The organism is Rhizobacter sp. P2_H3 (assembly GCF_056403355.1).
This window is the reverse complement of the sequence record NZ_JBFUFQ010000158.1, coordinates 1-13,315: the sequence shown is the minus strand read 5'-3', so window position 1 is coordinate 13,315 and position 13,315 is coordinate 1. Positions and strand designations below refer to the sequence as shown.

Annotated in this window: 7 protein-coding genes; 5 read left to right on the top strand and 2 right to left on the bottom strand. The window is 70.4% G+C overall.

All coding sequences use genetic code 11. From position 1 onward, the window contains the following. Nucleotides 1-46: 46 nt before the first annotated feature. Complete coding sequence (locus tag AC1D1T_RS23045; RefSeq protein WP_477992550.1) at nucleotides 47-715, bottom strand: hypothetical protein; 669 nt, start codon at nucleotides 713-715, stop codon at nucleotides 47-49. A 166-nt stretch (nucleotides 716-881) separates the two neighbouring features. On the opposite strand from AC1D1T_RS23045, the gene AC1D1T_RS23040 reads away from it, so the two are divergent. The 5 genes from AC1D1T_RS23040 to AC1D1T_RS23020 all read left to right on the top strand — a co-directional run bounded on the left by AC1D1T_RS23040 (nucleotide 882) and on the right by AC1D1T_RS23020 (nucleotide 11,476). Continuing rightward, the gene (locus AC1D1T_RS23040; RefSeq protein WP_477992549.1) at nucleotides 882-2,066 is read left to right on the top strand and encodes a vWA domain-containing protein; all 1,185 of its coding nucleotides are present in this window, start codon (nucleotides 882-884) and stop codon (nucleotides 2,064-2,066) included. 2 nt (nucleotides 2,067-2,068) lie between these two features. Next, nucleotides 2,069-3,934 carry an autotransporter assembly complex protein TamA gene (locus AC1D1T_RS23035; RefSeq protein WP_477826477.1) on the top strand — a complete coding sequence of 622 codons (1,866 nt, stop codon included), beginning with the start codon at nucleotides 2,069-2,071 and terminating at the stop codon, nucleotides 3,932-3,934. A gap of 7 nt (nucleotides 3,935-3,941) precedes the next feature. Further along, the gene (locus tag AC1D1T_RS23030; protein ID WP_477992548.1) at nucleotides 3,942-8,309 is read left to right on the top strand and encodes a translocation/assembly module TamB domain-containing protein; all 4,368 of its coding nucleotides are present in this window, start codon (nucleotides 3,942-3,944) and stop codon (nucleotides 8,307-8,309) included. Between the two features lie 149 nt (nucleotides 8,310-8,458). Then, complete coding sequence (locus AC1D1T_RS23025; RefSeq protein WP_477992547.1) at nucleotides 8,459-11,092, top strand: ExeM/NucH family extracellular endonuclease; 2,634 nt, start codon at nucleotides 8,459-8,461, stop codon at nucleotides 11,090-11,092. A gap of 153 nt (nucleotides 11,093-11,245) precedes the next feature. Further along, nucleotides 11,246-11,476 carry a hypothetical protein gene (locus tag AC1D1T_RS23020; protein WP_047503063.1) on the top strand — a complete coding sequence of 77 codons (231 nt, stop codon included), beginning with the start codon at nucleotides 11,246-11,248 and terminating at the stop codon, nucleotides 11,474-11,476. Nucleotides 11,477-11,516: 40 nt separating this feature from the next. Here the strand turns inward: AC1D1T_RS23020 and AC1D1T_RS23015 are convergent. Next, nucleotides 11,517-13,315 (bottom strand): rhamnogalacturonan lyase (locus tag AC1D1T_RS23015; protein WP_477992546.1); only part of this gene is annotated, 1,799 nt, incomplete at its 5' end.

Here is a 13,315-nt window from a genome sequence, read left to right as displayed (position 1 = left end):
CCCCTGCCGCGCCGCGACGCGCGCGCACAGAAACACCCCTCCACGGTCACTTCAAGAGATTCGAAATGTCCCAGGTGACAGCAAACCGGGGATCCTCCCAGCCCGGCACTCCAGGCCGCTGCGCCGTCCCGAGATCGAACGACAGCCGCCGCGGCACGAGCCACCACCGCGCCCCCACCCGGTTGACCTCGGTCTCGCTCGCCGACAGCCCGCTCCCCGCCCACTCGGCATAGAGCGTCCCGCTGCGCAGCGGCTGCCACACGCTCGACAAGGTCGCCCGGTTGCGCGGCACCCCCGCCACGTCGCGTCCCAGGTTCATCYGCAGCGCCCAGCTGCTGGCCAGCCGCAGCTGGGCTCCGGCCGCCACGGTGGCCTGCTCGGTTCGCAGCCCCGRCTCGGTCTCGGTGCGTAACCCCGCCCAGCTCATCCGCATCGACGTCTTCAGCCCGCCACCCAGCGTCTCGGTCGTGCTGGTCTCGACCCGCGAGCGCAGCTGGCTCGGGCCCACGTCGGTCGGATTCGCGCGCGGYGTCTCGACGCGCCAGTCGATGCGCTCGCCGCCGCAGCGCCGCAACAGCAGCGCCTCGCGGTCGGCCGGGCCGGCGTCGGCGAACGGATCCGCGCGGCACGGCACCGGCGGCGCCGCCCCAGCGTCAGCAGCGGCCCCCACCATCAGCATCGTCATCAGGAAGCACTTGCGCGCCGGAAACTTCATGTCACAAGCAGAGGCATGGATGTCAGCCGGAACATCATGCAAGAAGCCCCCGTAGGACAACCGGAATGCCGCACCGCAACAATGGGGTATGCGCACGAGGACGGTGCGCGCAGACGAAGTCACAATACGCCGTAGTTTCATCGCGGTACGCCGCGCCCAGCCCGCCATGCTGACCAACTTCTTCTTCACCCTGCGCGCCGCCAAGCTGAAGGTCTCCGTCAAGGAATACCTGACGCTGCTCGAAGCACTGCAAGCCGGCGTGATCGACGACGAAGGCGKCCCGAGCGTCGACAAGTTCTACCTGCTCGCCCGCACCACGCTCGTCAAGGACGAGGCCAACTTCGACAAGTTCGACCGCGCCTTCGCCGCCTACTTCAAGGGCGTCGAGCTGCTCACCGACTTCACGCAGGACATCCCGCTCGACTRGCTGCAGAAGAAGCTCGAGCTCGAACTCAGCCCCGAGGACAAGGCCGCGATCGAGAAGATGGGCTGGGACGAGCTGATGGAGACGCTCAAGAAGCGCTTCGAGGAACAGAAGGAACGCCACGAAGGCGGCAACCGCATGATCGGCACCGGCGGCACCAGCCCGTTCGGCGCCTACGGCTACAACCCGCAAGGCATCCGCATCGGGCAGGACAAGTCCCGCAACAAGAGCGCCGTGAAGGTCTGGGACCAGCGCCAGTTCAAGGACTACGACGACTCGCTCGAACTCGGCACCCGCAACATCAAGGTCGCGCTGCGCCGCCTGCGCCGCTTCGCCCGCGAAGGCTCCGACGAGGAACTCGACCTCGACGACACCATCCGCTCGACCGCCGCCAACGCCGGCTACCTCGACATCAAGATGGTCCCCGAGCGCCACAACAAGGTGAAGGTGCTGCTGCTGATGGACGTCGGCGGCACGATGGACGAACACATCCACCGCGTCGAAGAGGTGTTCAGCGCCGCCAAGGCCGAGTTCAAGCACCTGGAGTTCTACTACTTCCACAACTGCGTCTACGACTTCATGTGGAAGAACAACCGCCGCCGCTACAGCGAGAAATTCTCCACCTGGGACGTGATCCGCAAGTACAACAAGGACTACAAGCTGATCTTCGTCGGCGACGCGACGATGAGCCCCTACGAGATCCTGCAGCCCGGCGGCAGCGTCGAATACAACAACGAGGAGGCCGGCGCCGAATGGCTGCAGCGCCTCACGCATGCCTTCCCCAAATTCGCGTGGATCAACCCCGAGCCGCAAGGCGTCTGGGGCTACCGCCAGAGCATCTCGATCGTCGCCCAGCTGATGAACCAGCGCATGTTTCCGCTCACGCTGCAAGGCCTCGAAGGTGCCATGCGGCTGCTGAGCAAATGAGGGTGCCCGCACCGCCCCTGCTGGCCGCCGGGCTCGCGCTGTCGATCTCGCTGTCGGGCTGCGCGATCTTCAAGCCCGGCAGCGACGACGGCAGCAAGCCCGAATCTCCCCCGGCCGCCGCTGCTGCACCGGCGGCGGCCGCGTCCGCTCCGGCCTTCGTCGCCTACCGGCTCGAGATCGAGGCCCCCGACGACCTGAAGGCCCTGCTCACCACCTACCTCGACCTCGGCCGCTTCCAGTCGTCGACGCAGGAAGGCATCACCCGTGCCGAGCTCGACCGCCTCGCCGCGGCCGCGCCGGCCCAGGCCAGGACGCTGGTCGAGACCGAGGGCTACTTCAACGCCGAAGCCACCGTCGAGCGCAGCGAGACGCCCGAAGGCCTGCCGGTCATCAAGCTGGTGCTGCAGGTCGGTCCGCGCACCCGCGTCGACCACTGGGACCTGCAGATCGAAGGCGAGCTGAAGAAGGGCCTCGATGCCAAGGATCCGGCCGCGCGCGAGACCTTCGACCGCCTCGAGGACCAGTGGCCGCTGAAGCTCGGCCGCCCGTTCCGCCAGGGCCTGTGGGGCGAGGCGAAGAACGAGACCGTGGCCCGGCTGCGCGCCGACGGCTACCCGGCCGCGCAATGGAAGAGCACCGAGGCACGCGTCGACGCGTCGACGCAGAAGGCCAGCATCACCGCGGTGCTCGACAGCGGCCCGCTGTTCCACCTCGGCGAGCTCCGCATCGAAGGCCTGCAGCGCTACGACGAAGGCGCGATCCGCAACCTCGCCGACTTCGGCCCCGGCACGCCCTACACCGAGAAGCGCATCCTCGATTTCCAGGAACGCCTGGGCAAGCTCGGGCTGTTCGAGGGCGTCTCGGTCGAGATCGATCCCGATCCGGCGGTTGCCGCGGCGACGCCGGTGACGGTGCGGGTGCGCGAGCAGACGCTGCAGCAGGCCACCTTCGGCATCGGCTACAGCGACAACACCGGCGGGCGCTTCACCTTCGAGCACCGGCACCGCCGGCCGTTCGGCTTCAACGCGCAACTGCACAACAAGTTCGAACTCGGCCGCGACCTGCGCTCGTGGGACGCCGACCTCACGTCGAACCCGACCGACGGCCAGTACCGCAACCTGATCGCCACCAGCATCTCGCGGCTCGACTCGGCCGGCGCGATCACGCTGAACTCGCGCGTGCGGGTCGGCCGCTCGCTCGACACCGAGCACATCGAGCGGCTGATCTTCGTCGAGGTGCTCGACTCGAAGCTCACCAACGACACCGCCGAGCAGGACAGCCGCGCCGTCTCGCAGAACTACAACTGGGTCTGGCGCGACGTCGACAGCATCCTGCTGCCCACCAAGGGCCTGACCGCCTCGATCCAGGCGGCCGGCGGCTATGCCATCAACAACTTCGCCAGCAACGGCCCGTTCGGCCGCACCTACGGCCGCCTGACCGGCTACTGGCCGCTCGGCCAGCGCTGGTACGGCCAGGCGCGGGTCGAGGCCGGCGGCGTGTTCGCGAAACCCGATGTCGGCATCCCGGATGCGCTGCTGTTCCGCGCCGGCGGCGACGACTCGGTGCGCGGCTACGCCTACCGCTCGCTGGGTGTGATCAAGGATGGCGAGCTCTACGGCGGCCGCTTCCTGCTGACCAGCAGCATCGAACTGGCCCGCCCGATCTCGCCGCGCATGCCCTCGCTGTGGTGGGCGGTGTTCGCCGACGGCGGCAACGCGTCCGACACCTGGGGCCACGTGAACTCGGTCTACGGCTACGGCGTCGGCCTGCGCTGGCGCAGCCCGGTCGGGCCGCTGCGCATCGACTATGCGCACGGCCAGGCGGTCGACGAGAACCGCCTCCATTTGAGCGTCGGCATCGCCTTCTAGAACTCGCATGAGCGACGACACCGAAGCCACGCCCCCCGCCAAACCGCTGCGCCGACGCCGCTGGTGGGTCGCGCTGCTGATCATCGGCTTCGTGCTGCTGATCGTGCTGCCGGCCGCGCTGGTCGGCACCGCGCTGTGGGCGGCCGGCAGCGAGAGCGGCACCGCGTGGCTGCTCGGCAACGTCGCACGCTCGCTGCCGTTGCTGCAGGTCAGCGAGCCACGCGGTTCGCTGGTCGGCGATTTCAGCGCGAAGCAGGTCGTCGTCGTGCTCGGCGAACACGACCGCATCGTGATCGACGCGCTGCGCTGGCGCGGCCTCTCGCTGTCGTTCACGCCCTACCCGCGTTCGTGGGCGGCGGTGCATGCCGATGCGATGTCGGCCGAGCGCGTCACGGTGCAGATCGGCCCCAGCGATCCGAATGCCAAGCCGTCGGGTCTGCCGAGTTCGCTGCGCTCGCCGGTCGAGGTGTACGTCGACCAGCTGACGGTCGGCACGCTGCTGGTGCCGGGGCTGGAGGCGCATCCGTTGCGCGAGATCGCCGCCAAGGTCGCGCTGGGCGCCGAGCGCGGCGCGCTGCACCGTGTCAGCGGTGTCTCGCTGCGGCTCGATGCGCTGCAGGTCACCGGCCGCGCGCAGATCGGCGCCGACGGCGACATGCCGCTCGAGCTGCAGCTGGCCGGCGTGCAGGGCAGCGGCAGCGAGGCGGCCCTGCCGACGCTGCCGGCCTGGGCGAAATCGCTGCGCAACGACTGGCATGCCGGCCTGTCGGCGAAGGGCCCGCTCGCGCGCTTCAATGCCAAGGCCGCGTTGCGCGCGCAAGGGCAGTCGCTGGACGCCACCGCCACCGTCGCGCCGTGGGACAGCTGGCCGCTGCCGCAGGTCGATGCCAGCACGCAGGCGCTCGACCTGTCGGCCCTGCTGACCAGCGCGCCCGTCACCGCGCTGAGCGGCACGGTCTCGATCGCCCCCACCGATGCGAAGGCCGGCCAGGGCGGCCTCGCCGCGCGCGGCACGCTGCGCAACGACACCCCCGGCCGCTGGGACCAGCAGCGCCTGCCGCTGCGCCAGCTGAGCTTCGACGTGCGCGGACGCGCCGACCAGCCGCGGCAGTTCGAGCTCGCTGCGTTCGAAGCGGTGCTCGCCGGCACCGCCAAGCCGGCCGGCAGCGTCAGCGGCACCGGCCGCGTCGACGGCGGCAACTTCGAGCTGAACGCGACGCTCGACAAGATCGCGCCGTCCGAGCTCGACCCGAACCTGCCGGCGATGACGCTCGGCGGCCCCGTCACCCTGTCCGGCCAGACCCACCCGCCGCTGCCCGACGGCAGCGCACAGCCGCCGAGCTTCAAGGCGCTGGTCGACCTGAAGGGCCAGCTGCTGCAGCCGGCGCGCGCGGTGCAGCTGAAGGTGGATGCGCAAGGCGATGAGCGGCACATCGAGCTGCGCGAGTTGCGCGCCTCCGCCGGCGCGGCACAGGCCAGCCTGAGCGGCAGCGCCGAGCGCGGTGCGGCTCAGTGGCAGGCCAAGGCGAAAGGCGCGCTGGTCGATTTCGATCCTGCGGCCTGGTTTCCCGGGCCGCCCGAATCGAGCTGGCACCTCGGGCCGCACCGGCTGAACGTGAAGGGCGAGCTGGCCGTGACGGTGCCCGACAGCGTGACCGCCCCGGCCCCGCGCGGTGCGACGCTGCTCGACCGCCTGGCCGCGCTGCGCGGCGACATCAGCGCGGTGATCGGCGACAGCGTGCTGGCCGGCGTGCCGCTGCGGGGCGACCTCGCGCTGCACCACCCGAGCGCCGGCGCGCCGTTCGCCGCCAGCGTGAAACTCGACGCCGGCGGCAACGCGCTGAACGCCGAAGGCACGCTCGCCACCGATGCGCGCGGCGCGGCCGATCGCTGGCATGTCGATGCCCGCGCGCCGGTGCTGGCGCGCCTGCAGCCGCTGCTGAAGCTGCTGCCCGGCGCACAGGCCTCCGGCCTGCTCGAAGGCCTGAACGGCAGCTTCAACGGCGAGGCCGAGCTGACCGGCCGCTGGCCCGACGTGAAGACGCAGGGCCAGGGCAAGCTCGCGACGCTGCGCGCCGGCCCGCTGGCGGTCGGCCGGGCCGACCTGCGCTGGCAGGCCGGCAGCAGCGCCGATGCGCCGCTGGAGCTCAGCGCCGACATCGCCCAGGGCGCCTGGCGCGGCCAGGGCCTCGACAGCAGCCGGCTGCAGTTGCAGGGCACGGCCCGCTCGCACACGCTGAACTGGCGCAGCGAGCTGAAGGCCCTGCCGCCGGCCTGGGTCGACAGCGTGCAGCCGCCACCCGCTGCGCGAGCGGCCAGCGCGCCTGCGGCGACTCGCCCCGTCGCTGCAGCATCTGCTGCGGCCTCCGCGGCAGCCAGCGCCCCGCCCGCGGCTGCAGCGGCCGCCTCGGCCCCCTCTCCCGCCACCGGCCGCACGCTGGTGCTCGTGACCGCCCGCGGCAGCCTCACCGGCGCGCCGTTCGACGGCACGTCACCGCGACCTTCCATCGGCAACACCGCCGGCAAGCCGCCGACCCCGCTGAACTGGAAGGGCACGCTGCAGCAGGCCGAGGTGCGCAGCAGCCAGCCCGGCAGCACGCCGTGGCTGCTGGCGCAGAACGTCGATGTCGAGGTGCAGGCGGGCGACGCGCCGTCGGTCAACGTATCGGCCGGCCGCGCCGACATCCTCGGCGCCGGGCTGCGCTGGGACGCCATCCGCTGGCAGGCCGGCCAGGGCGTGCAGACGCAGCAGCTCGACGTGCAGGCCGAACTGCAGCCGGTCGCGATCGCACCGCTGCTGCGCCGGCTGCAGCCGGATTTCGGCTGGGGCGGCGACCTGCAGATCGGCGGCAGGATCGTCGTGCACCAGGCGGCCGAGTTCAGCGCCGACATCGTGCTCGAGCGCGTGCGCGGCGATCTCTCGGTGACCGACGAAACCGGCACGCAGCCGCTCGGCCTGACCGACCTGCGGCTCGGCCTGAGCGCGCAGGACGGCGTCTGGAACTTCACGCAGGGCCTGGCCGGCAACCAGCTCGGCGTGGCGGCCGGCGCGATCGTCGTGCGCACCTCGCCGAAGCGCGCCTGGCCCGAGCCCGAGGCGCCGGTGCAAGGCGTGCTCGAGGCGCAGGTGGCGAACCTCGGCACCTGGGGCGCGTGGGTGCCGGCCGGCTGGCGCCTGGGGGGCAAGCTCGGCACCACCGCGACCATCGGCGGGCGCTTCGGTGCGATCGAATACACCGGCCACATGAAAGGCTCCGACCTGTCGGCGCGCAACATCCTGCAGGGCGTCAACGTGACCGACGGCGAGGTCGACATCGCGCTGCAGGGCGACAACGCGAAGATCAACACCTTCCAGGCGCGCGCCGGCAACGGCACCGTCAAGCTGAGCGGCGCGGCCGAGTTCGGCGAGAAGCCGCACGCGAAGATGACGCTGGTGGCCGAGCGCTTCCAGCTGCTGGGCCGGGTCGACCGGCGCATCGTCACCACCGGCCAGGCGCAGGTGGAGCTCGACCGCGACAACCTGAAGGTCGACGGCAGCTTCAAGGTCGACGAAGGGCTGTTCGATTTCAGCCTGTCGAGCGCGCCCAGCCTGTCGGGCGACGTGGTGGTCGTGAACCGCAACACCGCCATCGAGGTCACCGCGCCGACCGGCGCACCAAGCAACCGCAACGTCGCGGTCGACCTGACGGTGAACCTGGGCCAGGCGCTGCGGCTGCGCGGGCGCGGCATCGACACCCGGCTCGAAGGCGAGCTGAAGCTGACGACGCCGGGCGGCAAGCTGGCGCTCAACGGCAGCGTGCGCGCGGTCGACGGCACCTACAACGCCTATGGCCAGAAGCTGACGATCGACCGCGGCGTCATCACCTTCACCGGCACGCCGGAGAACCCGCGCCTCGACATCGAGGCGACGCGGCCGAACACCGACGTGCGCGTCGGCGTCGCGATCACCGGCACCGCGCTGACGCCGCGCGTGCGGCTGTTCTCCGAGCCGGAGCTGTCCGACATCGACAAGCTCTCGTGGATGCTGCTCGGCCGCGCGAGCGACGGGCTGGGCAAATCCGACACCGCGCTGCTGCAGCGCGCGGCGCTGGCGCTGCTGGCCGGCGAAGGCGGCGGCGCCGATCCGCTGAAGGTGCTGGGCATCGACGACCTGTCGGTGTCGCAGAACACGAACAGCGCGACCGACGTGCGCGAGACGGTGGTGTCGCTTGGCAAGCAGCTGTCGCGGCGCTGGTACGTCGGCTACGAACGCAGCCTGAACGCGACCACCGGCAACTGGCAGCTGATCTACCGGATCGCCCAGCGCTTCACGCTGCGCGCGCAGTCGGGGCTCGACAACTCGCTGGACTTCATCTGGACGCTGCGCTGGCAGTGAGCTGGCTGGCCGTGAACTTGCAAGCACTCCCCGTGTCACGACACTGACACGCCGGCAGCGCAACCTGCGCGGCTTTGCCGGCCGCCCCTCGCGGTCGCCCCGCTCGGTTGAAGTTGCGGACGGAAGTTCCGCGAACAGGGAGAACTTGCATGTCGAACCATTCCAAGTGGCACGCGTCCTGGACCTCCGGCGTCATCGTCGGCCTGCTGGCCGCGCTGTCGGCCTGCGGCGGCGGCGGTGATGACGCGCCGCCCGCCGGCGGCGGCGGCAATCCGCCCGTCACGACCTTGCCGGACTGCCCCGCCGCGCCGAACACGCTGCGCGACATCACCGCGGTGCAGGGCCCGGGCGCGCTGAGCCCGTTCGACGGCCAGGCCGTCACGGTGCGCGGCGTCGTCACCGCCGATTTCCAGGGCGACGAGCAGCTGAAGGGTTTCTTCATCCAGCAGCCGGTCGCCGATGCCGACCCGAAGACCTCCGAGGGCCYGTTCGTCTACGCGCCGGGCGGTGCCGACGTGAAAGTGGGCGACTACGTGCAGGCGAGCGGCACCGTCAGCGAATTCAAGAGCGGCAGCACCGACCCCGAGCGGCTGACCGAGCTGGCCACCGTCACCGCGATCAGCACCTGCGGCGCCGGCCCCACCATCGCCGCGCGCGAGGTCACGCTGCCGCTGGCCAGCGCCGGCGACCTCGAAGCGGTCGAAGGCATGCTGGTCGAGTTCAAGCAGACGCTCACCGTCTCCGAAGTCCACAACCTGGGCCGCTACGGCGAGCTGGTGCTGTCCACCGGCGGCCGGCTGTTCCAGGCTAACAACCACCCGGGCAGTGCGACGCGCGACGAGGTGAACGCCGCGAACGTGCTCGCGAAGATCGTGCTGGACGACGGCGCCGGCATCCAGAACCCGACACCGATTCCCTACCTCTCCGCCGCCGACACCAACGGCACGCGCCGCGTCGGCGACACGGTGGCCGGCGTGCGCGGCGTGATGACCTGGACGGCCGATGCCTTCCATGTGCACCCGGTCGCGGCCCTCGCGTTCACCGCGGCCAACCCGCGCCCTGCCGCACCGGCGGCCGTCGGCGGCACGCTGCGTGCCGGCAGCCTGAACGTGCTGAACTTCTTCACGACGCTCGGCCAGCGCGGCGCCAATACCGCGGATGAACTGGTGCGCCAGCGCGCGAAGCTGGTCGAGACCATCGTCGGGCTGGATGCCGATGCGCTCGGGCTGATGGAGATCGAGAACAACGGCACCGTGGCCCTCGCCGACCTGGTCGGCGCGGTCAACGCGAAGCTGGGTGCCAACACCTACGCGTGGATCGACGCCGGCAAGCCCGGCACCGATGCGATCACCGTCGCGATGATCTACAAGCCGGCGCGCCTGACGCCGATCGGCAATGCGATGGTGCCGACCGACCCGGACTTCGCGGTCGACGGAGGCCTGCGCCCGCCGGTCGCGCAGCGCTTCGCCGCGGTCGACAACCTCGGCGGCTTCTGGCTGGTGGTGAATCACCTGAAGAGCAAGGGCTCGTGCCCGGCCTCGGCCGCCGACCTGGATGCCGACAACGGCCAGGGCTGCTGGAACGTCTCGCGCTTCCGGCAGGCGCTCGCGCTGCAGAAGTGGGTGACTCAGCTCACCGACATCTCGGGCGAGGCCGACGTGCTGATGGTCGGCGACTTCAACTCGTACTTGAACGAGGACCCGGTCAAGAGCCTGGAAGGCGGCGGCTTCGAGGAGCTGCTGAAGCGCCTGCCGGAAGAGGCCCGCTACAGCTACGTGTTCAACGGCGAATCGGGCGCACTCGACCACGCGTTCGCGAGCGAGACGCTGGGCGCGCAGGTGAGCGGTGTCACCGTGTGGCACGTCAACGCCGACGAGCCGCTGGTGCTCGACTACAACACCGAGTTCAAGACCGACGACCGCTTTGCGGCAACGCCGTTCCGCTCGTCGGACCACGACCCGGTGCTGGTCGGCCTGACGCTCACGGCCGACGCGCCGGTGATCGTGCCGGCGCTGGCCGCGACGCTGCCGGGCAGCGGCGTGGTGGGCACGGCCGTCAGCATCACCGGCATCGCGGCGAGCAACGGCAGCGCGCTGTCGGTCGACTGGGGCGACGGCACGGTCGAGGCCCCGGCCGTTGGCGTCACGACGCTCAGCCACACCTATGCCGCGGCCGGCAGTTTCTCGCTGAAGCTGGTGCTGAGCGGCGCGGGCGGCCTGACGGCCGAGCGCAGCGGCACGGTCGTCGTGAGCGCCGCGCCGAGCAGCGGCGACACGCCGGAGCTGTTCTTCAGCGAGTACGTCGAAGGCAGCAGCAACAACAAGGCGCTGGAGATCTACAACCCGACCGTGGGCACGGTGGACCTCACGGCCTACACGGTGCGGCTGTATGCGAACGGCGGCAGCACGCCGACCAGCTCGCTGCCGTTGACCGGCACGCTCGAGCCGGGCAAGACGCTGGTGCTGATCCACGCCTCGTTCACGACCACCGTCACGCTGCCGGGCGCGCTGAAGGTCGGCGTCGTCAACTTCAACGGCAACGACGCGGTGACACTGGAGAAGTCGGGCACCGTGGTCGATTCGTTCGGCCAGGTCGGCTTCAATCCCGGCACCGCGTGGACCAGCAGCACGCTGACGACGCTCGACCRCACGCTACGCCGCAAGCCGGGCATCGTGCACGGCAGCGTGCCGGCCACGGCACCGGCGGCGTGGGACCTGAGCAGTGAATGGGTGGGGTTCCCGATCGACACGTTCGACGGGCTCGGGAGCCACCTTGCACAGTGAAGTCGGCAGTGATGTGAGCCGTGAGGGTGGCAGTGCAGTCCGCAATCGAGGGCTCGGTAACGGCAGATGTGCTGCAACAACTGCGACACCGCTGAAACATCGGCGATACCGGACGTGGGCATCCTTGCGGGCTTCATCAACAGGGAGCCCACCATGCAAACCTCGAACGACCTCACCCGCCGCTTCATCGCCATCGCCGCCGGATCCGGCGTCCTCGCCCTCGTGCTGTGCCTGACACCGATGCTGGGCGCCAACGCCCCCGATGCCGGCGCCTTCACCGCATCGGGCGGCCTCGTCGCCGACACCGCCCCCGCCGCACCGGCGAGCGATGCCGGCATCTACGCCGGCCCGGCAATCAACGAGTCGGCCGCCACCACGCAGTGATGTCAGTGACCGCAGGGATCTGCGGTGACCGCAGTGACCCTCACTTCACCTGCGGCACATACACCTTCGGCTGCGCCGGCTTGCCCATCCCCGCTCCGAGGAAGAAGCTGGTGTTCGGCGGTTGGTTGTAGGCCGAGTTCTGGTTCGCGATCGCCGAGCGGTACTGCGTGTCGTGCATCAGCGTGCGAAGCCGTTCGGTGGTCGGGATCGTCGTCGTGAAGATCATCAGCTCGCTGTTGTTGGCGTTGCGCCAGATCACCTCCTCGCGCCAGTCGCCGAACAGGTCGGCCGAGAGGTTCGGCGTCGCCTTCGTCGTGTTGTTCGACGCGGCGTTGTAGTTCGACGCGGTCAGCAGCCGGTCGATCTTCTCGGTGGCCGGATTCCACTTGTCGATGGTCGTGCCGTCGAGCAGCTCGCGCAGCAGGTCGCCATCCCAGTACACGCCGAAGTTGACACGCGACGGACGGCGGTCCGAGATCGACTCGCCCTTCGCGCTGGTCAGCCCGCCCACCGTGGCCCAGCTCTCGGCGCCCGGGTAGCGCGGATCGACATCCATCACGACGCCGCGGCCCACGTCGGCCCCGCCGCCCGGCAGGCTCCACAGGATCCTGCCGGTGGCCGCGTCGTGCATCTCCACGCCGTGCGCACCGTAGCTGCCCGGCTCCTCGTGGACCATCATCACCTCCTTGCCGGGGCGCGCCGGGTCGAAATCGCTCACGTGCAGCGCATCGCCATGGCCGAGTCCGGTGGAATACAGGCCCTTGCCGCTGGAATCGATCGCGGCGGCGCCGAACACGATGTCGTCCTTGCCGTCGCCGTTCACGTCGGCGATCACCAGGCTGTGCGCGCCCTGCCCGCGGTACGCCGCGTTGCCGCTGGTGCTGGAGTCGAAGGTCCAGCGCGAGGCGAGCTTGCCGTCGCGCCAGTCCCAGGCCGCGATCACCGCGCGGGTGTAGTAGCCGCGGCTCATGACCAGGCTCGGCCGCTGGCCGTCGAGGTACGCCACGCCGGCGAGGAAGCGGTCGACCCGGTTGCCGTAGCTGTCGCCCCAGCTCGACACCGTGCCGCGTGCCGGCACGTACGCGGTGGTCGCCATCGCCTTGCCGGTCAGGCCGTTGAAGACGGTCAGGTACTCGGGGCCGCTCAGGATGTAGCCGGTGCTGTTGCGGTGGTCGGCGGTGGCGCTGCCGATCACCGCGCCGGTGCCGTCGATCGTGCCGTCGCCGGTCTTCATCGCGACCTCGGCACGGCCGTCGCCATCCAGGTCGTAGACGATGAACTGCGTGTAGTGCGCACCGGCGCGGATGTTGCGGCCGAGGTCGATGCGCCACAGCCGCGTGCCGTCGAGCTTGTAGGCATCGACGAACACGTTGCCGGTGTAGCCGGATTGCGAGTTGTCCTTCGAGTTGGACGGATCCCACTTGACGATCAGTTCGTAGTCGCCGTCACCATCGACATCGCCGACGCTCACGTCGTTCGGGCTGTAGTCGTAGGCCACGCCGTCGGGCGTGGTGCCGCCGGCCGGGCGTTGCAGCTTGACGGTCAGGTACTGTTGCGGCCACGTCGCGGTGGCGCTGCTCTGCGCCTGCTCGACGCCGTTGACGACCGCGGCCACGCTGTACTTGGCGCTCGCGCTGCCGCCGGCATCGACGTAGTTGGTGCTGCTCGCGATCGGGCTCGCGTTCAGCTTGCTGCCGTTGCGGTACAGGTTGTACGTGACGCTGTCGGCCTCGGTGCCCAGCATGCGCCAGCTGACGAAGACGCCGGTGCCGGTGGCGACGGCCACGACGCCGCGGTCAAGGAACTCGACCTGGCGTGAGCCGGCGACCGGGCCGGTGG

Excerpts from the sequence above, each read along its gene's own strand:
- AC1D1T_RS23020 (WP_047503063.1), top strand. The coding sequence starts at position 11,246 with ATGCAAACCTCGAACGACCTCACCCGCCGCTTCATCGCCATCGCCGCC.
- AC1D1T_RS23030 (WP_477992548.1), top strand. The coding sequence starts at position 3,942 with ATGAGCGACGACACCGAAGCCACGCCCCCCGCCAAACCGCTGCGCCGA.